Annotated in this window: 21 protein-coding genes; 11 read left to right on the top strand and 10 right to left on the bottom strand. The window is 62.7% G+C overall.

What is annotated here, in order from left to right:
* A partial coding sequence (locus tag AAF563_20860) for a hypothetical protein (protein MEM7123740.1) occupies window positions 1-211 on the top strand: 211 nt, incomplete at its 5' end.
* 67 nt (window positions 212-278) lie between these two features.
* Here the strand turns inward: AAF563_20860 and AAF563_20855 are convergent.
* The 3 genes from AAF563_20855 to AAF563_20845 form a co-directional block, all read right to left on the bottom strand.
* A complete protein-coding gene (locus AAF563_20855; protein ID MEM7123739.1) occupies window positions 279-1916 on the bottom strand; it encodes a tetratricopeptide repeat protein in 1638 nt (545 codons plus the stop codon).
* 128 nt (window positions 1917-2044) lie between these two features.
* The gene (locus tag AAF563_20850) at window positions 2045-3445 is read right to left on the bottom strand and encodes an aminotransferase (GenBank protein MEM7123738.1); all 1401 of its coding nucleotides are present in this window, start codon (window positions 3443-3445) and stop codon (window positions 2045-2047) included.
* A 272-nt stretch (window positions 3446-3717) separates the two neighbouring features.
* The gene (locus AAF563_20845; GenBank protein MEM7123737.1) at window positions 3718-4074 is read right to left on the bottom strand and encodes a hypothetical protein; all 357 of its coding nucleotides are present in this window, start codon (window positions 4072-4074) and stop codon (window positions 3718-3720) included.
* A 108-nt stretch (window positions 4075-4182) separates the two neighbouring features.
* Here AAF563_20845 and AAF563_20840 point away from each other — a divergent pair, with 108 nt between their 5' ends.
* Window positions 4183-4446, top strand: a complete 264-nt coding sequence (locus tag AAF563_20840; GenBank protein ID MEM7123736.1) for an SEL1-like repeat protein — start codon at window positions 4183-4185, stop codon at window positions 4444-4446.
* 21 nt (window positions 4447-4467) lie between these two features.
* Complete coding sequence (locus AAF563_20835; GenBank protein MEM7123735.1) at window positions 4468-5592, top strand: hypothetical protein; 1125 nt, start codon at window positions 4468-4470, stop codon at window positions 5590-5592.
* Window positions 5593-5604: 12 nt separating this feature from the next.
* Here AAF563_20835 and AAF563_20830 read toward each other — a convergent pair whose 3' ends face one another.
* The 4 genes from AAF563_20830 to AAF563_20815 all read right to left on the bottom strand — a co-directional run bounded on the left by AAF563_20830 (window position 5605) and on the right by AAF563_20815 (window position 7735).
* Window positions 5605-5754 carry a DUF5989 family protein gene (locus tag AAF563_20830; protein ID MEM7123734.1) on the bottom strand — a complete coding sequence of 50 codons (150 nt, stop codon included), beginning with the start codon at window positions 5752-5754 and terminating at the stop codon, window positions 5605-5607.
* Between the two features lie 117 nt (window positions 5755-5871).
* Entirely contained in the window at window positions 5872-6174 is a 303-nt protein-coding gene (locus tag AAF563_20825) for a hypothetical protein (GenBank protein MEM7123733.1), read from the bottom strand.
* Window positions 6175-6428: 254 nt separating this feature from the next.
* Window positions 6429-6935, bottom strand: a complete 507-nt coding sequence (locus AAF563_20820) for a hypothetical protein (GenBank protein ID MEM7123732.1) — start codon at window positions 6933-6935, stop codon at window positions 6429-6431.
* Window positions 6936-7192: 257 nt separating this feature from the next.
* Window positions 7193-7735: a hypothetical protein gene (locus AAF563_20815; protein MEM7123731.1), complete on the bottom strand. Its 543-nt coding sequence runs from the start codon at window positions 7733-7735 to the stop codon at window positions 7193-7195.
* A 56-nt stretch (window positions 7736-7791) separates the two neighbouring features.
* On the opposite strand from AAF563_20815, the gene AAF563_20810 reads away from it, so the two are divergent.
* The 3 genes from AAF563_20810 (at window position 7792) to AAF563_20800 (ending at window position 12079) form a co-directional block, all read left to right on the top strand.
* On the top strand, window positions 7792-9582 hold the full coding sequence (locus AAF563_20810) for a cobalamin-dependent protein (protein ID MEM7123730.1): 1791 nt from the start codon (window positions 7792-7794) through the stop codon (window positions 9580-9582).
* A gap of 74 nt (window positions 9583-9656) precedes the next feature.
* A complete protein-coding gene (gene ccrA, locus AAF563_20805; GenBank protein ID MEM7123729.1) occupies window positions 9657-10892 on the top strand; it encodes a crotonyl-CoA carboxylase/reductase in 1236 nt (411 codons plus the stop codon).
* A gap of 17 nt (window positions 10893-10909) precedes the next feature.
* Window positions 10910-12079, top strand: coding sequence for an acyl-CoA dehydrogenase family protein (locus AAF563_20800; protein MEM7123728.1), 1170 nt, complete (start codon window positions 10910-10912; stop codon window positions 12077-12079).
* A gap of 49 nt (window positions 12080-12128) precedes the next feature.
* Here the strand turns inward: AAF563_20800 and AAF563_20795 are convergent, their stop codons facing one another.
* A complete protein-coding gene (locus AAF563_20795) occupies window positions 12129-14696 on the bottom strand; it encodes a BTAD domain-containing putative transcriptional regulator (GenBank protein MEM7123727.1) in 2568 nt (855 codons plus the stop codon).
* A gap of 181 nt (window positions 14697-14877) precedes the next feature.
* Between AAF563_20795 and AAF563_20790 the strand changes: the two genes are divergently transcribed.
* The 3 genes from AAF563_20790 to AAF563_20780 all read left to right on the top strand — a co-directional run bounded on the left by AAF563_20790 (window position 14878) and on the right by AAF563_20780 (window position 19024).
* Complete coding sequence (locus AAF563_20790; protein ID MEM7123726.1) at window positions 14878-15216, top strand: hypothetical protein; 339 nt, start codon at window positions 14878-14880, stop codon at window positions 15214-15216.
* A 238-nt stretch (window positions 15217-15454) separates the two neighbouring features.
* Complete coding sequence (locus AAF563_20785) at window positions 15455-17113, top strand: acetolactate synthase large subunit (GenBank protein MEM7123725.1); 1659 nt, start codon at window positions 15455-15457, stop codon at window positions 17111-17113.
* Window positions 17114-17320: 207 nt separating this feature from the next.
* Complete coding sequence (locus AAF563_20780; protein ID MEM7123724.1) at window positions 17321-19024, top strand: TolC family outer membrane protein; 1704 nt, start codon at window positions 17321-17323, stop codon at window positions 19022-19024.
* Between the two features lie 21 nt (window positions 19025-19045).
* On the opposite strand, the gene AAF563_20775 is transcribed toward AAF563_20780, so the two are convergent.
* Window positions 19046-21274: an adenylate/guanylate cyclase domain-containing protein gene (locus tag AAF563_20775; protein MEM7123723.1), complete on the bottom strand. Its 2229-nt coding sequence runs from the start codon at window positions 21272-21274 to the stop codon at window positions 19046-19048.
* 119 nt (window positions 21275-21393) lie between these two features.
* Here AAF563_20775 and AAF563_20770 point away from each other — a divergent pair, with 119 nt between their 5' ends.
* Window positions 21394-23157 carry a peptidase domain-containing ABC transporter gene (locus AAF563_20770; GenBank protein MEM7123722.1) on the top strand — a complete coding sequence of 588 codons (1764 nt, stop codon included), beginning with the start codon at window positions 21394-21396 and terminating at the stop codon, window positions 23155-23157.
* Window positions 23154-24443: an HlyD family type I secretion periplasmic adaptor subunit gene (locus tag AAF563_20765; protein ID MEM7123721.1), complete on the top strand. Its 1290-nt coding sequence runs from the start codon at window positions 23154-23156 to the stop codon at window positions 24441-24443. The genes AAF563_20770 and AAF563_20765 overlap by 4 nt, the downstream gene beginning before the upstream one ends.
* A 56-nt stretch (window positions 24444-24499) precedes the next feature.
* Here the strand turns inward: AAF563_20765 and AAF563_20760 are convergent, their stop codons facing one another.
* On the bottom strand, window positions 24500-25675 hold the full coding sequence (locus AAF563_20760) for an aminotransferase (protein ID MEM7123720.1): 1176 nt from the start codon (window positions 25673-25675) through the stop codon (window positions 24500-24502).
* Window positions 25676-25862 lie beyond the last annotated feature (187 nt).

The raw sequence follows: 25862 nt of genomic DNA, 5'->3' as shown, positions 1-25862 counted from the left end.
GGAATCCCAGGTCTATGAGCTGTTGAACTGGGGTTACGGCGTCGTCAACACCAAGGTCTACCAGATGCCGGAAGTGACCGACGAGTATCTGGCGTCCGTCGGCCTGACGCGCGACATCGAAGCGTTCCTGGCCAGCGGCAAATTCTCGTCTTACCAGAATCGATACGGCGAAATCGTCTCGCTCTACGAGAACATTCTGGCTGGTATGTAATCCAACAACCGCAGAACCAACTCTTGCACGGGCGGGCGCTTAAGCGTCCGCCCTTTCTTTTTGTCGGTTAGGGTTCGCTTAAAGACGCCACGCGCGCCTCAACCGCTTCGGCCTCGTCAAAGCGTCTGAGCCGGCGCAACGCGAAGGCATAGTCGTTGAGGGTCTCGATCAGCGCGGGGCTGTCGTCGCCGAAGGTTGCCTCGCGAATGGCAAGGCTCTCTTCGAGAAGCGCGACGGCCTCCTCCTCGCGCCGCAACGTCACCAGGACCTTCGCCTGATTGGCGTACAGCACGGCGGCATCCATGGTCGTGGCACCGTCCGCGGCCTCGACGATGGCGAGCGCCTTCGCGTAACTTTCCAGCGCGGCCACGTTGTCGCCGCGCAGGCGCTCCAGTTGCCCCCTCGCCGAATGAACGGCGATCATGTCGATGTGATCGCCGCCACGGTCCGCGATGATGCCGGCTTCGGCCTCATTAAGCGTCTCCTCGGCGCGTGCATAGTCGCCGGCCAGCGACAGACGCCGGCCAAGATTTACCTGAAGGCGTTGGACCTCCGGATGGGCGGTGCCCAGGCTCGACGCCAGATTGCGGAACGCCATCAGGTTGTGTTCGATCGCCGACAGGTACTCACCGCGCGCCTCGTCAAGATCTGCTTGGTTGGCCAGGACAGTCGCCAGCGAGGGATGGTTCGGACCTAAGGCGCCTTCGGTGATGACACGCGCGTTCTCAAGCGCCTCGCCCGCACCATCGAGATCACCCAGATCCAGTAGCGCCAAACCAAGATTGTTGTAGAGCGGCCCAAGGGCTGGGTGATCGGAACCCAGCGCCGCCGCACGGATGTCGATAGCGGTCTGATAGAGATCGCGGGCCTCTGCCGGCCGGTTCGAGGCCCGATAGACCTCACCGAGCCCGTTCATCAGGCCGGATATGGACGGATGATCGTCGCCGAACTTGGCGCGCGCGATATCAAGCGCCTTGAGATAGAGCGCGGCAGCGGCCTCGTTCTGGCCTAACGCCGCCTTGATCGCCGCCAGGCCGCTCAGCGCCGCCACATGCTTGGCGGGCGATCCGTTCTCGACAACCGGCAAGACGGACTCGTAGAGAGTCTCGGCATCACGGTAGCGCGCCATGTTGACGTAGACCGCCGCCAGGTCGCTCTTCACATCCGTGACGTCCGGCGTGTCCGGCGCAATCTCGTTCAAGATCGTCAGGACACGGTTCAGGAGGGTCGCCGTCTCGGCCAGACGCGCCTGGCGATGGCGAACCTGGGCGAGATTGCGCAAGCCGGTCGCGACCGCCATGGAAGGCGGCGGGTACTGGGTTTCGCGCAGATCAAGGCTGCGCTCGTGAAACCGGGCGGCCGCATCCAGGTTGCCCAGCGAGGCATGGGCAAGCCCGAGTGAGGTCAAGGAGACGATCTGATCATCGGGGGTCTCAGCTGCCGGCTCGGCCTCTTCGAAGAGCTGAAGCGCCAGCGCGGGATCGCCAGTTTCAAGTGCGCTCCGACCCTCGAGGATCAGGGCGGCCCAATCTTCATTGCTTTGCGCCAGGGTCTGCGACGACAGCGCCGGCAGCGCAACAGCGATCAGGAAACCGGCGAGAGCGCGCCGAAAAAAACGCGGAGCGGTGACCGGGCACAGAGCAGATCCTGTTTCAACGGCATCGCGAAGCGACGCCGTTGAAACAGGTGAATCTGCTCTATTCATAGATGGAAAGCGGATTCACATGGTTAGGTGGAACCGTAAGACGGTTCCACCTAACCATGATCCGCTCTACCCGGTCACCGCTCATGCGGCAGCGTTCATCCGTTTTTCGGAACCGGAGAGGAATCGGCTCAGCCGTTCCAGATGCCTTCGCGCACCAGATCGTCCTGGGTCGCCTCGATCGCCTGACGCAGTACCGACGCGAACTCGTCGATCTGCGCTTCGGTCAGGATCAGCGGCGGCGACATGACGTTGAGATGGCCCAAGGGCCGCACGATCAGCCCGCGCTTCTGGGCGTGATCGGCGATCCGGTGACCGACGTCGACTTCCGGCGGCAGCAGTTCCTTGGTTTCCTTGTTGGCCACGTTCTCGATGCACATCATGAAGCACTTGCCGCGCACCTCGCCGACCAGCGGCAGGTCGTTGAGTTCCGCCAGCTTCTTCTCGAAGTAGGGGCCGACCTTGCGCACGTGGCCGGGGATATCCTCCTTCTCCATGATCTCGATGTTCTTCAGGCCCGCCGCGCAGCACACGGGATGGCCGGAGTAGGTGAATCCATGGGTGAAGAGCGCACCCTCCTCCTGCGGCTTGGAGAGTACGTCGTACATCTTCTCGTTGATGATGGTCGCCGAGAGTGGCTGATAGCCCGACGAAATGCCCTTGGCCGAGGTGATGATGTCAGGCGTGATACCGAAGACATCCTCTGACGCGAAGAAGTGGCCCAGACGGCCGAACGCCGTCACCACCTCATCAGAGATATAGAGGATATCGTACTCGTGGCACAGGTCGAGAGTCCGCTTATGGTAGCCCTCTGGCGGCACGACGACGCCGCCGGCGCCCATGATCGGTTCGGCGATAAAGGCCGCGATGTTCTCGGCGCCGACCGTCTCGATGCGTTCCTTCAGCTCATCGATCAGGTGATCGCAGAACTCCGCTTCCGTCATGCCTTCAGGCCGGCGATAGGGATAGGGGCACGAGACATGCTCCATCAGGTCGTCGGCCTGTTCGAAGCAGATGCGGTCGGCGGCGATGCCGGTCAGCGCGGCCGCCAGGTAGGTGGAACCGTGATAGGCGTCGACGCGGCTGATGATCTTCTTGCGCGTCGGCTGGCCCTTCATGTTCCAGTAGTAGTGAACGAAGCGGATCGCCGTGTCGTTGGCCATCGAGCCGCCGGTGCCGAAGAAGGTGTGGTTCAACGTACCCGGGGTCAGCTCGGCCAGTTTGTCCGCCAGGAGTGCTGCCGGCGGCGTGGTCAGATGATGGAACGGCGAGTAATAGGGGATCATGCGGATCTGCTCGGCGACCGCGTCCGCCATTTCTTCGCGGCCATAACCGATGTTGACGCACCACAGCCCGCCGATGCCGTCGATGAACCGGTTGCCGTCGGTGTCGAAGACGTAGACGCCCTCGGCCTGGGCCATGACCTCCGACCCCTTTTCCTGCCACTGGGAAAAGTCGGTCCAGGGATGGATCACGTGATCGCGGTCCTTTTCCCACAGGTCCTTGGTGTCGAACTCAACATTGCGAAGCATGGTTTGCCCTCCCCGAAGTCACACAAGTGGCCCGAAGTCTGTCCCCGGCCCGAAGCCAAGGCAAAGCAATTTTGACGAGCAACCGCATAGGTGCAGACTATGCTAGGCGCGCGGTCGTCCGGGCCACCGGGTGCCATCCGTCAAACCCAGAAACTAGGCCGGGCCGGCGACAAGCAAAGGGCCATCAGCTTCCTTGCCGATGGCCCTTCACGTCTTAGGAGTTTGCTGCAAACGATACCGTCGCGCCTGCCTGGGGCCGGCGGCGGACGGGATCAGAAGTTGTTGGGATTGCCCGTCGTCACCATACCGGTGCCGCCGACTTCGCCGTCTTGCACCCAGTTGATGGAGTCGCCGGTTCCCGACACGTTCCAGCAGCCGGCCGACTCGCCATCATAGGAGAAGCACATGGCGTCGCCGTCGATCATCCACTCACCGGTGTAGCCATCGCCCTTGATCGTGCCGTCTTCAGCGTAGAACTCGTTATAGGCGGTCCCGTCCATCATCGAGCCGGTGACGGTGTTGCCGCTCACGACCTCCTCGATCTCGCTGCCAGAAAGCATGTCGTCCGCACTGGCGCCTGCGAACGGCACAAAGATAGCGAAAGCGAAAGCCAGAACACTCTTGCGCATGATAAAACCCTCAGAAGTATCAGAGACGCGATGTCTACGGGGTTCCCAGGCGCTTGGATCAACAGACCGGGTAGGCATCGCGATTCTTCCTGAGGGGGTCTGGGCAGCATGAACAAAAAGCAGATGATGGTGCTGACGACGACCCGGCAGAAGGCGCTGGGCGGAGATGCAGCCGCGCAGCTCAGGCTGGGCCGGCTCTATGCCAAGGGCGAGATCGTCGAGGCCGACCCGGTCCACGCCTATGTCTGGCTCACGCGCGCGGCCGATCAGCATGCGGTCAGGGCAGGCCAGGAGCGCGACGCCATCGCCGCCGCCATGTCGCCGGCAGACCTGGAACGTGCCCGCGCTCTGTTGGCCGGCCCTCTTGCCTAACCGTCGACCGGATCACCGCCCTTGCGCAAAGTCTTCCTTACGCTGATCACCATCGCCTTCGGGGTGGCGCTGCCGTTGGTGGTGCTGGAGATCGCCTTGCACTTTTTGCCCTATAACGAGGGGCTGGTGGTGTCGCCCATGGACGAGGCAGACAGCGTCTATCGTTTCGTGCCCAACCGCGACTTCTCTTACTCACAAGATTGGGACCTTAAGAACGCCCGGACGCGCCACGTGAACAACGTGGGTTTCCTGAGCGATATCGATTACGAGGCCGAGAGCACGGCGCCGCTGCTCGCCATCATCGGCGACAGCTATATCGAGGCAATTCAGGTCGACTGGTCCGAAACGGCGCAAGGCCGGCTGGCGGCCGAATTGGGCGACGACATGCGCGTCTACGGTTTCGGCGCGGCCTATGCGCCGCTTAGCCAATATGTCGTGTGGTCGCGCTATGTCGCCCAGACCTTTGATCCGGATATGCTGGTCGTGAACGTGGTCGGCAACGACTTCGACGAGAGCCTGATGCCCGACGACTTGCAGCCGGGCCAGCGCGGCATGACGTTCTTCACCGATGTCGGCGATGGCACGCTGGCGCTCACCCCGACGCCGCGCGAGGCTGAGAGCTTCGTGCGTCAGGCACTGCGCCAGTCGGCGCTGGTCGCCTATCTCTACCGCAATCTCCAGGTCGGCGCCCTGCCCCAGATGCTGGCGCAACGCACGACCTCGACCGACGAAGGCGAAGCGCTCTATGCCGGCAACACGGCGGCTGAAGCCAGCGCGGAACGGCTGGATCGCTCCTATCTGGCCGTCGATCAGTTCTTGAGGCTGCTCCCGCTTGAAAGTGGGCTGAGGCCCGAGGAGATCCTGATCACACTGGATGGTCTGCGGCCCGAGCTCTATGATCCCGAGAGGCTCGCCGCCGCGCAAGACAGTTATGCCGCGCAGATGATGGCTTTCCTATGGACCAAGGCGGCCAGCCAGGGTTTTGAGGTCATCAACCTGCAGCCACTCTTCATCGCCCACCACGAAGAGACCCGCGAGCGGTTCGAGTTTCCGTTCAACAACCACTGGAACGCGACCGGCCATGCCATTCTGGCCGACGCCATTCGCGACAGTGCCACCTTCGCCCGCGTGTTCGGCGAGCGCTGAACCGTCCGAGTCTCAGAAAATCGTGTAGATAAACGGTGCGATGGCGCTGCCCTTTGTCAGCACGATGAGCCCGCCCAACAGCAGCATCACGATCAGCAGCGGCGCCATCCAGAGTTTCTTGCGCGCCCGCATGAACTGAAAAATCTCGACAAGAAACGACATGACCCGCGCACCCGATTGCCGCCCGAAACCGGCGCTCTCGCATCACGATGCGGCGCCAGGAATCGCGGACACATAGCACCAACCGCTCCCGGCCACAAATCGATTGGGTCAGTTTCGCTACGAAGGAGGATCGATGACCGGACGGCACTGGAAGGTCGGCACGTCGGCCTCACCCAGAATGATCAAGTCGTCACACTGGTGGGTGCGCGGCAATGATGCCCACGGTTCATCCGGACACACCGTGTGACGCTGATAAACATTGGGTGCCTCGACCAGAACGAAGACGTCTTCGCAGCGCGTCGCGAGCTCGGCCAGGTGTTGTTCCACGGCGGCCTGATGCCTCGCTCTTTCCTCCTGGATGGCCTGACGAACTTCGGGGTCAAGGCAGGCATCAGGATCGTCTCCGATCATAGTTGCCATTAGAACGCCCACCTCCATCAACATTCGCTCAACCTCCGGCCCCGTCGCGTCCGCGATGATGTACACGGGATCGTCGGCACACCGATTGACGGATGCCACCGTCTTGTTACCCACTCGATCGACCTCAACGAGCCACAGCTCTTCGGACGACCCGGATGATTGCGAACCGGACGAACACGCCGATATCGCCATGCCGACGGCAAGCAGCGTGGCGATTGCCAGGGAACCGTGGTTTCGAGCTCTGTCAGTGCACGTCATGTCGGCGGCTCGACGATCAACAGGCACTGAAGATACGCTTCGTCGTCGACACCCCGCACCATCATGTCATCGCAACGGGTGGTGCGCGTCAGCGATGCCCATGCGTGTTCCGGACAGACCTCATAGTCCTGATAGACGTTGGGTTCGTCGACCTCGGCGTAGACCGTATAGCAGTACGCATCGAGCTCGGCGCGAATGGCTTTCAACTCTGCCGCCTGCTTGGCCTCGCGTTCTTCCTTGGGCAGGCACTCGTCGCCTTCCCGATGCACCGCCTCAGCCGCTGCGCGGGCGAACACCTCTGAAACGATGTCGGTGCCGTCAACGGCTATGTATTCGACGCCCCCTGAACACGTCTCGTATTGAATGATGGTTTGGGTCGATGTCTTCGCTAGCCGGATACCCGGTTCAATCACGACACTGTTGCGGCTGTTGAGAGCGTTGCCGCTGCCCTCGCACGCGACAATCAGAAGCGTCATGGCCAGGAACACGAGCGTGGCCGCCACAGGGCGAGTCCATTCGGTCGGCGGCAGCGGCAAGATGACCGCGACGTTTTTGGAAGCAGCGGATCGCAGCCTATGCACAAGCCAACTCCACGCAACACAACCAGTGCGGGATATGTTCTACGCGCCTGCTATCAGGGTCAAGTCGGTTGGGCCCGCGGGGTGGCAGCGCTCTCGACCGGCAAACAGTCGAACGGGCAAACCGATTGGGCGTGTCTAGGTAGGGCTGAACGCGCGCGCGAAAAGCCGACGCAGCTTCATCACGTGTCGGCGGAACCGAGCCCGCGTAGCCAGGAGAGGTCGGTTTCGATACGGCCGATTTCGTGATCCAGCCAGGTGAGGAAACCGGGATGGCCCTCGGCCAGTTTGCCGCGCAGGTCGATCAAACGTGCGAGTTCGGCGCGGCGTGCCTCGGCAAGCATGTCGATCTGCTCGGCCTGCTGGTCGGGCGGCAGCATGTGCAGGAACCGCATCTTAAGCGCCGTCAGGAGCTTTGAATAAGCATGTCCCGGTTTGATGGCGGCCTGAAGCAGGTCGGCGATCATCGCGCGGCCCTCGTCGGTCAACTCGACGACGACGTCGCCCGGGTCCTCGGCCTCGTCTTTGACCGCTATCAGGCCTTCAAACCGCAGCAGTTCGATCGACGACGACATGACGTCGACCGGCGAACCGCCGAAGCTGGCGGTGAACAGACGCACTTCGGTCGCAAGCGCCGCATAGCTCATGTGTCCGTGCTCGGCCAATATGCCAAGCGCGGCCAGACGCAGCGCCTCGGCGGGCATCAAGGTGCGTTCACGGAACATGGTCCCAGTTTACCTGATCGCCAGCGACTTGCCCATGGCGCTAGTATGACGCTGCCATGATCGAGACCAGCAAACCGCTTGACCGCGAAACCCTGTTGCCGGAACCGGATCTGCCGACGGGCCCCGCGCTGCTGGCCGAAGGCGGCAGCGCCGCGCGCGACTGGACCGTCGGGCCGTGCCCGTTCCTTACCGAAAATGACATCGCGTCGGAGGCCGACTACAAGGCGGCGGCCATCGCCGAGGGGCGCATCATGCGCCACGCGCAGATTGGCTTTCGCGACCCCGACAAGAACCGCCGCGCCTATCGCGACGTCTATGAGGACTGCCGCCAACAAGGCGTCGGCGTCGACCGCTATGGCCTGTGCCTGGACTGGGCCATGGGTTACCCGCTCGACCTTCGGCGCAAGGGACCGCGCGGGACGGGCGTCATGCTGAAGGGTCCGGAGGCTTTTGCGGCGCTGACCCATATGGCGCCAGTGGCGCCCCACTTCGGCGATTTCGTGCTGGGCTTCCCCGGCGCCTTCGACAATACCAAGTGGGCGCTGGCCGCCGGCTCAACCGCTATCGGTAATCTGGGCCAGTGGTTCACCTTCCGCCTGCCGCACTGGGATGATGACGTCGCCTCGGCATGCTCGACGGTGCGCGCGCTCGGTCTGATGTCGGCACAACCGGTGCCGGTTCTCGTCCACTCCAATCTGGATGACGGCTTCGCCGCATCGTTTTCTGACCTGACCTCGGCGCTGGGTTTTGCGCTTCTGGAACGCCACATTGTTGAGACCCTGGTCGGCGGGAGAATGGCCCACTGCTACGGCCATCACTTCAGCGAAGGCCGCGGGCGGCTCGCCTTTCTGTTGGCGCTTGCCGGGCTGAGCGAAGGCCCGGGCACCATGATCTACGGCAACACGACGAGTTATCGCGGCGCCCCGGCCGCCAATTACGCCAGCCTGTCGGCGTATCTTGAAATCGACATCGCCGGCCAACGTTTGCGTGCGACCGGCCACGCCATCAATCCGGTGCCGGTTTCCGAGAACGAGCGCATCCCCGATATCGACGAGATCGTCGACGCGCAACTCTTCGCCGACCGCTTGATCAATCTCACCGAAGACCGGCTGCCGCCCGTCGATCTATCGGCGGTCGAAGCCGACGCCCGACAACTCTGCGACGGAGCGGTGGCGTTTCGCGATCGTGTCCTGGTCGGGCTCACCGAAGCCGGTGTCGATACCGGCGATGTGCTGGAGATGCTGCTCGTGCTGCGCCGGATCGGCGCCAGGCGGCTGGAGCGCCTGTTCGGCGACGGCGAGCCGGACGCCGATTTGCCCGCCGGCTTCCGGCCGCGTGTCGCCTCGCCGGTCTATGACGAGATCGCGCGCATGGCCGAGAGCCGCCTGGCCCGCATCGATGAACCGGCGCGCAGCGCGATCGCCGACGCCGGGCTGAAGGTGCTGACGGCGACGACCGACGTGCACGAACACGGCAAGACGCTCCTGGATACGGTCATGCACGGCTTGACCATAACGGTGGAGGACGGCGGCATATCCGTCGACCCCGACGATCTGGCCGAACAGGCGGCATCCGGGGGCGCCGATCTCATCTGCATCAGCACCTATAACGGCGTCGCGCTTGGATTTCTCGAAGAGCTGGTCGGCGAACTGGCAGCGCGCGGCGTCGACGTGCCGGTTCTGGTCGGCGGCCGGCTCAATCAGATCCCGTCCGGCTCCAACACCAGCCTGCCGGTCGATGTCGCCGCCGAGCTGGAGGCCGCCGGCGCCCATGTCTGCCGCGATATCGACGACGCCATCCCCCTGCTCACCGCGCTTGCGAGAGCCTCGGCACCGAAATCGCCTTGACGGATCGTGCCCGGCAGGGCGAGATAGGGCCATCATTGTGCACTGCAACACAGTCGAGGATCAGGGAATCTGACATGGAAATCTGCGCGCTTGGCGAACGCCCGCCGCTGGGTGAAGTCCCGGAAAAAATGCATGCCTTCCTGGTTCGCCAGGACCGTTTTGGCGAGCCTGACAGCGCCTGGCAGCGCGAGATCATCGACGTGCCGGAGATCAAACCGGACGAGGTCCTGGTCTACACCATGGCGACCGGCATCAACTACAACAACGTCTGGGCGGCACTCGGCTACCCGGTCGACGTTATCGCGGTGCGGCAAAAGCAGGGTGAGCCCGAAGACTTTCACGCCGGTGGATCCGATTGCTCGGGCATCGTGTGGAAGGTCGGCAGCGAGGTCACCAACGTCAAACCGGGCGACGAGGTCGTCGTGCACTCCGGCTGGTGGCCGGCGGATGATCCGTGGGTGCTGTCGGGCCGCGATCCGATGCTGGCGGAATCCACCCGCATCTGGGGTTATCAGACGAACTACGGCAGCTATTGCCAGTTCGCCAAGGCCCAGTCGCATCAGCTCCAGCCCAAGCCCAAACACCTGTCCTGGGAGGAAGCGGGCTGCTACCTGCTGTGCGCCTCGACCGCTTACCGCATGCTGATGGGCTGGCATCCCAACGTGGTCGAAAAGGACGACGTGGTGCTGGTCTGGGGCGCGGCCGGCGGCCTGGGCAGCATGGCACTGCAGATCACCGCCGCCGAGGGCGGGCGCGCCGTCGCGGTCATCTCCGATGAGGAGAAACGTCAGTTCTGCCTGGACAAGGGCGCGGTCGGCGTCATCAACCGTAATGACTTCGACCACTGGGGCCTGATGCCCAATACCGAAAGCAAGGAGTACGGCGACTGGGCCAAGGGCGCGCGCGCCTTCGGCAAGGCGATCTGGGAGGCCTGCGGCGAGCGGGTCAGCCCGCGGATCGTCTTCGAGCACCCGGGCGAAATGACGTTGCCGACCAGCGGCTTTGTCGCCGCGACCGGCGGCATGGTGGTGATCTGTGCCGGCACCACCGGCTACAACATCACCATGGACCTGCGCTATCACTGGATGCGCCAGAAGCGCCTGCAGGGCAGCCACCTGTCGAACGACGAGCAGGCCGCCGCGGTTAACCAGCTGGTCATCGACGGCAAGATCGATCCGTGCCTGTCGGACACCTATACGTTCGACGAGATCGGCAAGGCGCATCAGCTGATGCGTGAGAACAAGCACCCCTATGGCAACATGGCTTGCCTGGTGAACGCGACCGAGCCGGGTCAGGGCAAGTCGGCCTAGGGAATCGAGCCAGAGGGATGCCGGACGCCGTACCGCAGAATCAGGATTGGCCGGAGATCCGCGACGGCGTCCGCGCCCTTTGTGAAGGTTTTCCCGACGCCTACTGGCGGGAAAAGGACAGCGCCCGCGCCTATCCGGCCGAGTTCGTCGCCGCGCTGACCGAGGCCGGGTATCTGGCCAGCCTGATCCCCGAAGATTACGGCGGCAGCGGCCTGCCGCTCTCGGCCGCGGTCGCCATCATGAGCGAGATCCACCACGCTGGCTGCAATGGCGCGGCCTGTCACGCCCAGATGTACACCATGGGCACGGTACTGCGGCACGGCTCGGACGAGCAGAAGGCGCGCTATCTCCCGGAGATCGCCGCCGGCAGTCTGCGGCTTCAGGCGTTCGGCGTGACCGAACCGGGCAGCGGCACCGATACGACATCGCTCAAGACTTTCGCGCGGCGCGATGGCGATCGCTATGTCGTCAATGGCCAGAAGATCTGGACGTCGCGCGTCGAACACTCCGACCTCATGTTGCTTCTGGCGCGCACGACACCGCGCGATCAGACGGCCAAACGCACCGAAGGGCTCTCCGTCTTTCTGGTCGACCTGCGCGAGACCATCGGCAAGGGCGTCACGATCCAGCCGATCCGCACGATGATGAACCACGCGACCACCGAGGTCTTCTTCGACGACCTTGAAGTGCCGGCGGACGCACTGATCGGCGAAGAGGGAAACGGGTTCCGCTATATCCTCTCAGGCATGAACGCGGAACGCATTCTGATTGCCGCCGAATGCATCGGCGATGCCCGCTGGTTCATCGACCGGGCGACCGCCTATGCCGGCGAGCGACGGGTGTTCGATCGGCTGATCGGCCAGAACCAGGGCATCCAGTTCCCGATTGCCGAGGCCTATGCGCGCACCGAGGCGGCGGACCTGATGGTGGCCAAGGCCGCCGGTCTCTACGACAATGACCAACCCTGCGGACCGGAAGCCAACATGGCGAAGCTGCTGGCCGCGGAAGCGTCATGGCAGGCCGCCGACATGTGCGTCCAGACCCATGGTGGTTTTGGCTTCGCCGAAGAGTTTGATATCGAACGCAAGTTCCGCGAGACCCGGCTCTATCAGGTGGCGCCGATCTCGACCAACCTGATCCTGTCCTACCTGGCCGAGCACGTGCTGGGCCTGCCGCGCTCTTACTGAAGAATCTCTCGCTGTCACGGAATCGGTGCCGGCCGACGGCCTCGTGGTCTTACGGCTCCTGGAACGTTGCCGTCGGATAGCCGGCGGCCTTCCAGCCGGGGAATCCATCCCGCAGATAATAGACGTTCCGGTAGCCCCACGAAACGACACGCAACGTTCCGATGGCTGCATAAGAGCCTTCGGCCGCGCCCCCACCGAAGATAATGACTTGTTCGTCCTTACCGACGTGCGCGGATACGGCATCCACAGAGAAGGCGTGGAACAAGTCAAGATGCACGGCACCGGGCACATGGCCGTCGACCCATTCGGACCAGCCACGCACATCGATCATGGTGATGCCCTGTTCGAACAGGTCGCGCGCGCCCGACACGTCGATGGTCGTGGCACCGTCCACGTCCGTCGGCGCGGCGTTCTGAGGGAAGGTAATCGCAGCTTCGGTCCGCATGCCTACCGGCATGCCGGCAAGACGCAGACCTTCTTGCACCGTCGCGCGATCCTCAGGGTTCTTGAATGCCCATCCTTCCACGTGCGCGACCGTATAGGGATCCTCTCCGGCCTCAGCACGTATCCGATCGAACTTGGCCAGCGCGGCACCAGCCTCGTCGACCTGGCCGATCTGGCCAAGAGCCGCGGCCAACATAAGGTAGCTCCATTCGTTTTGGTTCTTTGCCGCGGACTCCGCAAACATGTGGGCTGCTTCGTCAAAGCGACCGGCCAGATAGAGCGATTCCGCCAGGCGATAGGCTATCCAGCCTTTCTTGTCGCCCCACGGGTTGAGCCGCATGGCCATCTGCAGTGACTCGATGGCATCACTCGCTCGCCCCGCCTTGTTGAGGGCACGGCCCAACGCCAAGAGGCCCCTGACATCGTTGCCGTCGAGCTCGATGATCTTCTCCGCTTCGGCAATAGCCTCGTCGTAGCGGCCAGCATTCGAGTGTTCGTTGGAGCGATAAAAGTGACCCTCTACCGACGGCACGGACATGCCCAGCGCAAGATGGTAACGCGCCATCTGCAGCGTTTCGTCCGGCGTCATGTCGATACTTCTTTGCCATTCGTCTGACGAGATGTCCAAAAGCAGGCCACCCATCATCGTGTGGGCGCGCGCGTATTCGGGATCGCGTTGAAGCGCCTTCTCAAGAAACGAGTGTGCTATGGCCAAGTCTTCTCGGGTGTAGTTTCGAATGTGCTCGAGCGCCCGCAAAACGGCATCATAGGCTTCGGGATCATCAGTCTCCTGAACCCACGCTGCGCTTGTTGGCATGTCTCCCAGTCTGAGTTCGAGCGTATTCGCAACTTGCTTCGTCACATCGTCTTGAAGCTCGAAGACTTCGGCCATGGTGATGTCGTAGCGCTCCGCCCAGACATGACCACCGGTGGTGGCGTCAATCAGCTGCATGTTGATCCGCACGCTGTCGCCGGAGCGACGGACGCTGCCCTCCATGACGTAACGCACGCCCAGTTCTTCGGCGACCTGGCGGATGGGTACGTCCTGATTCCGGTAATAGAACGTCGAGTTTCGAGCGATGACAAAGACACCGGGGATCTTCGAGATATCGGTGATCAGATCGTCGGTCAGGCCATCGGCGAAGTAGTCCTGGTCGGGGTCACCGCTTAGATTGTCGAACGGCAAGACGGCGATCGATGGCGCGTCCGGCAGCGGAAAAGCCATACGATCAAGCGATGCCGGTTCATGCTTGTGGTTGGCGACCCATGTCCAACCGACAAAGGCAGCCAGGCAAATGCTTGCGGCAGCCAACCCAACCCAATGCCAACGGCCCCAAAACCTACCGCGCGAACGAAGTGACGGTTCATAAGCGGCGGGCGTCGCCGTCGACAGGTCTTCGGTGGGTGACGGTGCCGTCACCGGGCGTTCAGCCCCGCCATCGCGACGCAGTGTTTCGAAAAGTTCGATCGTCGCGGCCTCGGGCTCGACATCGAGCTCGTTGGACAACACGTCGCGACATTGAGTGAACTGACGCAGCGCGGCCTCGCGGCGTCCGGTTTGCGCATACAGAGTCATCAACATTCTGTGAACGCGTTCCTGCAACGGATCGATGGCGAGAAGGCGCTGCGCCAATCCAATCGCCTTCTCATGATCGCCGGACTGACTGCAGAGCTCCGCCAGAGTAAGAAGCGTCCGCAGATACAGGTCGTTCAGGGTCCGGCGCTCGACGTCGACCCAGGCCTGGAAGGCGTCGTCCTTCAGATCCAGCCCGTCGAGCATCTCGCCCTTGTAAAGGGCCAGCGCGGCTTCCAAATCCGCAGACTCGTTACTGGCGGCCAATTCGCGAAACTGATCGACGTCGAGACCAAAGGAACGCGAATCGAGACTGACGGAATCGCGATCGGCAACCAAAGGCTGAACATCGAGATCGTCGAAACACTTTCGAATGTATGTCAGAGCTTGGCGCAAGCTTTGCTGCGCGTTCCGCTCTTCGCTTTCGCCCCAAAGCAGGCCGATCAGTTTTTCCCTGGGCTGCCGCTCGTCCCCATTCAGCGCCAAATAGGCCAGCAGGCACCGGGCCTTGCGCGTGGGAATGCTGTCAAGCACGTCCGATCCGGCACGCAGCTCGAAACCACCAAGAAGGAGAATCTCCAGAGCCTTCGCCTCTGTCACTACGCCCCCAGACAAAAGCCAGTGACAAAAACTATCACCGGTTAAAGGGTCCGACAAACTCTGACGCTGCTTTGACGATCGCGGAACGGGCGTCTGACCAGCGACCTCTAACTTTGGATCAGCGTGCCGCGGTTAGGACCGCGCACGTTGGTTGTTCAATAGTCCCGAGGAGATCATCGACATGAAGAACAGTGGTATCGCGAGTGTGCTCGTTCCGCTGGTGGGGGCGCTGCTGATTTCCTGCTCACCAACCAAGAGCTACAATTACGAAACCCTAACCAATACGGAAGTTCGAGGCGTGCCCCTGCAAGTGGTTCGCCGAACCGCGCCCGACGGCAGTGGACAGCCCGCCTACGGCATCTTGGATCCGTCAAACACATTCCATCGTTGCGATGACCCCGAATGCACCGACCAAGAGCTGGAGCAGGCGGCCGTCGCCTATGCATCGCGGCCGGCTGGTAACGAAGGCGGCGGCGGTGGCGGCGACGGTGGAGGCGGCGGTGGTGGTGGCGGCATGTAGACGGTCGCAACCCACGGCGCACGTAGCGCCGCACAACCTCGTCCGAACAGGCCAGCCGCCGAACCAGGAGGCGATCCAACCACTTCAAGGAAGCGTGTCCGGAAGGTGGTTGACGGCAGCGACGCGCGATCCAACCTAGTCGGTGGGATCGTAACCGGCCGGCATGCCGTGACCCCAAGGCGCTACGACCATGGGGCGTGTCGCGTGCCGGCAGCCATTGCGTCGTCGCGGGGTCACCATGAAAGCATCTGATCTGTTTGTCCGCTGCCTGGAGGCGGAGGGCGTCGAACGTATCTTCGGTTTGCCCGGCGAAGAGAACGCCGACCTCATGATTTCGCTGATGGACAGCTCGATCGATTTCGTTTTGTGCCGCCACGAACAGGCTGCCGCCTTCATGGCCGACGCCTATGGCCGGTTGACCGGCAAGCCGGGTGTCTGCCTTGCAACACTGGGCCCCGGCGCGACCAACCTGGTGACCGGCCTGGCCGACGCCAACATGGACCGCTCGCCTGTGGTCGCCATCATCGGTCAGGCGAGCACCAGCAGGCTGCACAAGGAAAGCCATCAAAACATGGACGCGATCGCCATGTACCAGCCGATCAGCAAATGGGCGCACAGCATCAACGGCGCCGACACCATTCCGGAGACGGTGCGCAAGGCGTTCAAGACTGCCGAGCAAGAGAAGCCTGGCGTCAGCGTCCTGGAGCTGCCCGAGGACATCGCGAAGCACGATGTCGCGAAGGAACCGATCATGCCGCGCAAGACAAGGCGCGCAGCGGCCGATTACAAGGCCGTGCGGGCTGCCGTCGATGCGATCGCGGTTGCCAAGAACCCGATCATCCTGTCGGGTAACGGCGCGCTCAGGAAACGCGCCGCCAAACAGCTACGCCGGCTGGCGAACAAAGCCGGCATCGGGGTCGTCAACACCTTCATGGGCAAAGGCGCCGTGCCCCGCAACGACCCGCACTGTCTCTTCACCGTCGGCCTGCAGCAGCGCGACCACATCAACGCCGAACTGGACAAGGCGGACCTGATCATCGCGGTGGGCTATGACCTCGTCGAATACGCGCCGACCCATTGGAACAAGAAGGGCGGCAAGACCCTGGTGCATATCGACTTCCTGCCGGCGGAGATCGACGAGGACTATCCGGTCGATGTCGAGATCGTCTCCGACATCGCCGACGCGCTGTGGCAGATCAACGAAGAGCTGAACGCCCGCTTCGAAGGCGACCTGCCCCTGTTCGATATCGAGGAGCGCGCGTCGCTTCGCGAACGGATCACCGCGGACCTGTGGGCCGAGCGCGATGACGAGCAGTTTCCGGTGAAGCCCCAGCGCATTCTGTGTGATGTCCGGGACTTCATGGCGCCCGACGACATCGTGCTGTCGGATGTCGGTGCCCATAAGATGTGGATCGCCCGCTACTACCAGTGCGATGAGCCGAACACCTGCCTGATCTCCAACGGGTTCTGCTCGATGGGTTTTGCCTTTCCAGGCGCCATGGGCGCCAAGATCGCCTACCCCGACAAGCGTGTCCTGGCGATCTGCGGCGATGCCGGTTTCCTGATGAACATACAGGATCTTGAAACCGCCGTGCGGCGCAAGCTGAACATCGTCTCGCTGATCTGGATGGACGGCGAGTACGGCCTGATCAAATGGAAACAGCAGGACCATTATGGTGGCCGCCACTCCGATTTGACCTTCGACAACCCGGACTTCGAGCTGCTGGCCCGCTCGTTCGGAGCCTGGGGCCGCACCATTGGCGCCCCCGACCAGCTGTCCGGCGCCCTGGACGAGGCGTTCTCGCAATCCGGCCCCGCGCTGATCGCCATTCCGGTCGACTATGGCGAGAACGTCAAACTGACGGAACGCCTGGGTGCTCTACAGGTCACACTTTGATCGGATCGCTACCAGAATTGCCGGCAACATCCCCTATCTAGAGAGCCGTCCAATAGGATTCTGATAATCTTGTCAACGACTTGCGTCGGACCGTTGCGTTGATATCACGGCTTCCTGTGGTATATTGCCGCAACTTATGTGGTCTGGCGTTGGTCGGCGCTCCCGGGTAAAAGAGCGTCGTGGCCCGATGCGCGGCCAGGGGGAAGTATGATCGGGCGTTCGGCTCTTATCTCATCGTGTGCGGTGTTGGCGGTTCTTGCCGCCCATGCGACACCCGTCCAGGCGGAAAGCCTGGAAGAGGAAATCGCGTTTTTGCTGCGTGATAACCCCACGCTGAAGAGCCTGCGCAACCAGGTTGAAGCGGCCGAAGAGGGCATCAACGAGGCGTTTGCCGGTTATTTGCCAACGGTCGATGTCTCGGCCGACTACGGCTACGAAACGACCGACAGCCCGCAATCGCGCATCACCGATCCTGGCGACCCGTTGGAACTGTCGCGCGCGCGCGCCACGGCGACGCTGCGCCAGAACATTTTTGACGGTTACAACACAAGCGCCACCTATGACGCCGCCCAGATCACCCGCGATTTGAGCGAGCTGACGCTGGAAGACGATACCCAGCGCCTGATCCTGGAAGGTGTCGCCGCCTATCTCGACGTTCTGCGCGCGCTGGCGCTGATCGATCTCTCCGACCGCAACGTCGACACCATCGCGACCCAGCTGAACCTGGAGAATGAGCGTGTCGAGCGCGGCTCGGGCTTGGCGCTCGACGTTCTGCAAGCGAAGACACGGCTTCAGCTTGCCGAGGAACGCCGCGTCGCCTTCGAAGGTACGCTGCAGCAGGCGATCGCGCGCTACAATCGGCTGTTCGGCCACCCGCCGGACATCGCAACCATGGAACTGCCGCGCATCCCCGAGGACGAGCTGCCGTTCAGCCTGGACGACGCCATCGCCATCGGCCTGGCTGAAAACCCACAGACCGCGAGCAGCCATGCGCTGGTACTGCTGGCCGATGAAACACGCGATCAGGCGCGGTCGGCCTATTGGCCACGGGTCGATTTGGTCGGGCGCCTGAACCTCGAAGACGACGTCGACGGCATCGAAGGTGTCCGACGTGACGCCGCCATTCTGGTTGAGGCCAACTGGCAGTTGTTTGCCGGTTTCGCCAACCAGGCGAACGTGGCGCAGTCGGCCTATGAACACGTCGCGGCTATTCACGAGCGCGCGGCGACCAACCGGCAGGTCATCGAGGATGTCGAATTGGCTTGGGAAGTCCTTCAGACCTCGCGCGAGCGCGTCGAGCTGCTGGAAAACGCCGTCAACATCGCGATCGAAGTGCACGACTCTCGCCGGCGTCTGCGCGAAGCCGGTCAAGAGACGGTCTTGAACGTGTTGGACGCCGAGAACGACGTCTTCAACGCCCAGATCAATCTGGTCGGCGCCCAGTATGACGGCTATCTCAGCATATTCCGCCTGTTGGAAGCGATGGGCCGGTTGACGCCCGAGCGGCTGGTGCCGGGTCTTGAGGATACATCGTCCATCGGCGTCTACGATGGCGGCGAGATCGAGCTTGCGACCTCTTCCGATCAGCAGACCATCGATTTGGTGATCGAGCCGTTGGGCGAAGCGACGGACATCACCATGAGCAACGCCGACGACGTGCAGGTTGTCGGTGTGACATCGGTTCAGATCGCGGCCAGCAGCGAGCCCTTCGCCTGGTCGGCGGACGAATACGTCATGACATTGAGCCCGACCACGGAAGCGGGCGGCACCGGTGATGACCCCGCCTTGTTCACGATGGCACCCTCGATCCAGTCGCTGGGCTCAGACGGTCAGCCGACAGACGACGCTGACGGCACCGCCATCCAAACGCTGGACGACCCCAACCTGACGCGCGGCTGGGCGTTCGAGTAATCGGCTGGCCGCCCGCGGCCTTTACTTCGTTTCAGCTGTAAACACACCGTCCCAGTCGGCGCCGGGCGGCTCGGCGCGGAACGTGTCCACACGCTCGCAATAGAGATCATAGAGCTCGCCGAGTGCCGGCTCGAGCTGGCGGCAGCTGTCGATCAGGCCCTTCGCGTCGTCCCACCGCTGCGCGCGGTATGCGTCCAGCATGTCCTGATGCGTCTTGCTGAGCTCCGCGAATGCATCGGAGCCCTTTGTGTCCTCACGACCCAGCAGCGTGAAGATGCGGACAGCTTCTTGCTTACCCTTCACCCGGATCAGATCCAGTTCCAGCGACGCGAAGCGGTCGGCCCCCTGCTGCGTCGACTCGCCGACGACGATCAGAACGCCATAGGTCTTCGACTGGCCCTCCAGGCGTGATGCCAGGTTGACGTCGTCGCCGATGACCGAATAGTCGAAGCGCTGATCCGACCCCATGTTGCCGACGAAGACCTCGCCGGTGTTGATGCCGACGCCCATCTTGATCGGGAAGAACGGTCTGCCCTCCGCCTCGCACTCGCGCTCGATCTGATCGTTCAGCGCGTTGGTGCGCTCGACCATGGTCAGCGCGGCGTCGCAGGCGTGATCGATCTGGTCCTCGTCTTCAATCGGCGCGTTCCAGAACGCCATGATGCAATCGCCCATGTACTTATCGATCGTGCCCTTGCGCTCCAGGATGATGCCGGTCATCGGCGTCAGGAAGCGGTTGATTAGGCTGACAAGGCCGACCGGGTTGCCGCGGAACTGCTCGGAAATCGCGGTGAAGCCGCGGATATCGGAGAACAGCAGCGTCATATTGCGCATCTCGCCGCCCAGCTGGAGCTTGTCCGGGTCCTTAGCGAGCTGTTCGACCATGGTCGGCGACAGATACTGCGAGAACGCGCTTCTAACCTGCTTCTTGCTCAATTCCTCGCGCATGTAGCTCATGTAAGTCAGGAACATGTAGAGCAGGAACGAGCAGATCAGCGGATAGGCGACGCCAACCAGAACACCTTCGTTGGTGAACATGTACCACGAGGTGCCGATCAGACCGGCGTTGATGACGCTGACAGCGATCAAACTCCAAACGGCGCCAACCAGCGGCAAGCCGATAAGAAGCACCAGTCCCGTCACGAGAATGACCAGACCCTCGATCACGTTCGCTTCCGTCGGCCGGCTCAGCAAGGCGCCGGTCAGCATGTTTTCGACGATTTGCGCGTGCACCTCGACACCCGGCAGTGCCGGGTTCAGCGGCGTGCTTCTGATGTCGCCCTGCCCGGCCGCCGACGTCCCGATGAAGACGATGTGGCCGGTCAACAGCTCCGGCGGCACCTCTCCGTTGATGACATCAACCGCGGACACGTAGCGATGCTGACTGTAGGGCGCCTGATAAAACGTCGCCTCGCCGTGCCGATCGATGGGGATACCCAGATCCTGTGTAAAGTTGACCGACGTTGCTCCAGCTTGACCGTACTTGATCAACAGTGTCGTGATATCGGGGTAAGCGACACGCAGTGTTTCGATGCTGAGAGCCGGGTAGATCTGCTCGCCCACCGCGACGATAAGCGGCACGCGGCGGATGATACCGTCGGCATCAGGCACCACACTGAAGCTGCCGATGCCGGTCGCGCTGTCTTCCAGAATTCGAAGGTTGCGGATCATGCCGCTGAAGCTACGGATCTGTTTGACGATGTCATCGGCGTTGCCATCACCGACCATTGCGATCCCGGTCTTAAGCGGTTCGTTCGCCTCCAGCGGAAGTTCGCCAAAGTCCGAAGCGACCTGACCCAGCACCACCGGCTTGCCGGAAATTGCCTGCGCCAGCGTGGCATCATTGTTGGTTAGTTCCATCAAGCGCCGTTCGGTCTCGGCATCCAGACCCTCTAGGCTCTCGATCAACTGGTCGGGGGTCAGACGATCCGGCTCCGCGAACACGATGTCGAAGCCGACGGACGCGACCCTGTAGTCATCGACGAGCCGGGAAACCAGGTTGGCGAAGAGATTACGCGGCCACGGCCACTGACCGAGTTCGCCAAAGCTCTTCTCGTCCAAATCTACAATGCGTACCGGCAGCGGCTGCTCCGGCAACTCCCGAGGCTGCAACTGCTGATAGAAATCGAAAACCTTATTCTCTAGTGTTTGAAGCGGAACCGGGTCGGCAATACGCAGCCAAATCATGCCGGCGAGCAGCACCAGCGCGATTCCATACGTCACCTTCAGGCTTGTCAGCTGCTTGATCATCGCCCAACGCGGCTTCAACGTGGTTTTAGGGAAACACCATTAACCCGTTGCGAGACAAAGAGAAAGCACAAGTCATGAGGTGATGGCGCTGGGGCCTCTCCCGTGGCACAATCCCCGCCATGGGACTGTCCCATAACAAGACATGGCTGAAACAGCTTCTGAAGCCGCTGATGCCCGCGTTCCGCGAGGTCATGCTGCTGTCGCTGTTCGTCAACATTCTGGCGCTTGGCCTGCCGATCTTCGTGCTGCAGGTCTATGACCGCGTCGTGTTCTTCCAGGGCACGACGACCCTGATTGCGCTGGTCAGCGGCATCGCCGTCGTCATCGGTTTCGATTTCATCCTGCGTCAGGCCAGAAGCCGTATTCTGCAGCGCGCCGCCCTGCTGATCGACGTCAAGCTGGGGCGCAGCATCTTCGACAAGATCAGCGCGATCCCCCTGCGTGTCCTGGAGCAGCGGCCCGCCAGCTACTGGCACTCGCTCTACCGCGACGGCGACAACGTGCGCAACATGTACTCCGGTCCCAGTGCGGTTCTGGCGACGGAGCTGCCTTTCGTGCCGCTCTTCGTCATCCTGGTTTTCGTCATCGCCGCGCCGATCGCCTGGCTGCTGTTGATCATCATCCCAGCCTTCATGATCGTTGCCTGGGTCTCCGGCGCCGTTTTGGACAAGGCAAGCCGCCAGGAACGCACGGGGCTCCTCAGCCGCGACGAGCTGATCGCCGATATGCTGGCCGGGCGCACGACGATGAAGGCCCTGGGTCTGGAAGAAGGTTTCCGGAACCAGTGGGAGGAGAAGCACGCGGAGGTCATCACCCACTCCATCGCGCGCGGCCGGTGGAACGACACCTTCGCCAACATGTCGCTCTCCATGGCCTTCATCACCACAGTCGTGCTGACCAGCTTCGGCGCGGTCGCGATCCTGAACCAGGAGCTCTCCATCGGCGCGCTGATCGCGACCAACATGTTGAGCAACCGGCTGATCGCGCCGATGAACCAGTTGGTCAATACGTGGCGCAATCTTTCGTCCTACCACCAGTCCGTTGACCACCTGAGTGAAGCCTTCGAGCTGGCCGAGGAACGGACCGAGGCGACGATCGAACTGACGCGCCCCCGTGGCGAGCTGATCCTGCAGAACGTCTCCTTCAGTTTCGGCGACAACGGCCCCAACGTGGTCGATGGCGTCAACATGCACTTCAAGCCCGGCGGAATCATCGGGCTCGTCGGCCCCAACGGCGCCGGCAAGACGACGCTGATCAAACTGATGCAAGGGCTCTACGAGCCGACCAACGGACGCGTGCTGCTGGACGGCGCCGACCTCACCCAGTTCACACGCCAGGACCTCGCGCGCTGGGTCGGCTATGTCCCCCAGGAAGCCGCCCTGTTCCACGGCACGATCCGAGACAACATCGCCGGCATGAACCCGGAGGCGCGCGATGAGGAGATCATCGCCGCCGCGACGGCGGCGGGTGCCCACGGCTTCATCGCCGACCTTCCCGACGGTTACGGCACGGACATAGGCGAGGCCGGGCGCCGGCTCTCCGGCGGCCAGCGCCAGCGTATCGCCGTTGCCCGCGCCCTGCTTAACGACCCGCCGATCCTGCTTCTGGACGAGGTCGCCGCCAACCTGGATCGCGAGGCTGAAAAATCGCTGCGCGATATCCTGGTCGAGCGGTCGCGCGACCACACGATCGTCATGGCGACGCACACGCCGATCATGCTGGCCGCCTGCACCCATATCGTCGGCCTGGAGAAAGGCCGCATTGCGGTCGCCGGGCCGACAAAGGACGTGCTGGCCAAGGTGTTCGATAACCTGCCGCGCCAGGCTGCCAATGCGCCCGAACCCAAGGACGGCCCCCATCTGGCCGAGGCCCGCAAGGCATGAGCAAGCTTGATGACATCGCCGGGCGGCATAGGGCGTCGCGGCTCAGGGTAACCGCAATCTTGATCGTGCTGCTGCTGGTCGGCCTGTTGGCATGGGCATCCCAGGCCAAAATCGATGAGTTCGCCATCGCCCAGGGCGAGGTTGTGCCCCAAGGCCAGATCAAAACGATCCAGCATCTGGAAGGCGGCATCATCGAGGAGATGTACGTTACCGACGGCGATATCGTCGCGGCCGGCGACCCCCTCGTCCGCCTCGACCTCTCCGCGTCGAACACCGAGGAGTCCGAACTTCGGGTGACCTTGGATGGTCTGATGCTGCGCCGCGCACGGCTCTTGGCCGAGGCCAATGGCGGCGAGCCGGAGTTTCCCGATGAGGTCGCCGAACGCCGTCAGGCCGTCATGGAAAACGAGCTCAGCGCCTTCCACGCTCGCCAGGATGAAATGGAAAGCGCGCTGATCGGCTTACAGCAGGAGGTCAACCAGCGCGACTTCGAGATCCGCCAGTTGAAGGCGGAGCAAGCCAGCTTGCGCGACCAGTTCCGCCTGGCCCGTGAGAACTTCGCCATCGCCGAGGATCTGATCACCGACGGCCTGATCTCCCGCCTGGACTATCTGGCCGCCGAGTCCGAGGTCGAACAGATCCGTGGTCAGCTGGAGTCACTCGCCGAAAGCATCCCGGCGGCCGAAGCCGCTCTGGCCCAGGCAACCGAACGCATTCATGAGACCGAGATCGCGTTTCGCCGCGCAGCGCTGGAGGATCTGGCGAGCGTCGAACTCTCGATCGATCACACAAGCGAGGAGCTGATCAAGGCGTCGGCCATGAGCCAGCGGACGCTGATCACCAGCCCGATCGACGGCATCGTGAAGAGCCTGAAGTACTACACCATCGGCGCCGTGGTGCGGCCGGGCGACGCGCTGATGGATATCGTGCCGTCGAACGAGACCCTGGTCATCGAGGCGCGGCTGAACCCGCAGGACATTGGCTATGTCGAGGCCGGGCAGACGGCGATCGTCAAGATCTCGACCTATGACTACATCCGCTATGGCGGCTTGGACGCCGAAGTCATTCTGGTCTCGCCGGACTCGCACCAGGACGAGGAAGGTCACACCTATTTCCGCGTCATCGCCGCGACCGATCAGAGCTACCTGGGGGTCACGCCAGGCGATCAGCCGATCACCGCGGGCATGGAAGCGACGCTGGACATCCACACCGGCACCGACACGGTGCTGCGATATCTGCTGAAGCCCGTCCTGAAGCTAAGGCACGAATCCTTCCGCGAGCGCTGAACCACCATTGATTCCGGTTTGGTTGGCATCGCCGGACCGCGTAAGGCGGCGACTCGCTAACCCTGGCTCTCCACAAGCCGTTCGACGATGGACGGCATGACCGACTGGTCGAGGTTGGCAAAGGCGAAGCGAAGATAGGCGTCCTGGTCCGGGCCGAACCAACTGCCCGGCAGGCATAGGAGGCCATGATCGATGGCGAGCCGTCTGGCGACACTCTCCGATGGTTCATCGCCGAACGGGTGGCGCACAAAGGCGAAGTAGGCGCCGGCGCTGACCAGGTCATAGGTCAGATCGTTGCGTTGGAAGGCACGGGTCAGCGCCTCGGCGCGGCCCGCCATCATCTCTTGATTGCTGGTCCGCCAGGCGTCCAGATGATCTAGACCGTAGAGTGCCGCTTCCTGGCCAATATGGGGCGCACAGATCTGCACACAGTCGGTCACCTTCGTCAGGGCGGTGCGCAGCGTGGCGCCGGTCGCGATGGCGCCGACACGATAGCCAGTCAGGCAGAACACCTTCGAGAAGCTGTAGAGGTGGACCAGCGTGTCGCCCCAGCCCGGGCGGGTGAAGAGATCGTGCGGCGCTGACTCCGCCGGCTGAAAGTCGCGATAGGTCTCGTCGATGACGAGAGCGCAGTTCGCTTCCCTCGCCAGTTCGAAAAAGGCATCAAGGACGTCCGGCGGATAGATGGCGCCGGTCGGGTTGTTCGGCGTTACCAGGGCGATGGCACGGGTCTGGGGCCCGATGAGTCTCCGCGCGTCCTCGGGGTCGGGAATGCCTGCCCGGTCGGCACGGAACGGCAGCGGTGCCACATCGATGCCCAGCATGCGCAGCGACATCTCGTGATTGAAGTACCAGGGTGACGGCACGATCACCTGATCGCCGTTGCCAGCCAGCGCCACCATGGTGTTCCAGAAAGCCTGATTGCAACCGGCCATGATCATGATGTCATCGGCGGGCACATCGGCGCGGTAACGTGCGGAGATATCCCGGGCCAGGGCCTGCCTCAGCTCAGGCAGGCCGGCGATATCCGTATAGACCGCGGTCGATCCGTCACGCACGCGCTGGGCCAGGTGATCGGTCAGCTCAGACGGCGGTGGGTAACTTGGCACCGCCTGGCAGACATCCAGAAGCGGCCGGTCGGCGGGAAAGTCGAGCCCGTCGACCCACGCCCAGGCTTGCGGAATTGGCGGTAGCTGGACCTGTTCGACCAGCCGATTCGGCACGAGTGACATCGGGTGTATCCAGGAGAGGTTCGCCGCGATGATCGTCACCGCGCCCGACACCGTCAAGAGGCGTGCTCAAACACCCGAACAGCAAGGCAATCCACAGCTTTGTGAGCGCTGTCACTCGACTCCAAACTTGCATTTACGCTACTGAATTGAGTGTGCGGATAGATAGCGCATTGGGCGCTTGGTCCCC

The organism is Pseudomonadota bacterium (genome assembly GCA_039028155.1).
Taxonomy (GTDB): Bacteria; Pseudomonadota; Alphaproteobacteria; order SP197; family SP197; genus JANQGO01.
Note: the sequence above shows the minus strand (reverse complement) of the source record. Positions and strands in the feature narration are given on the sequence as shown.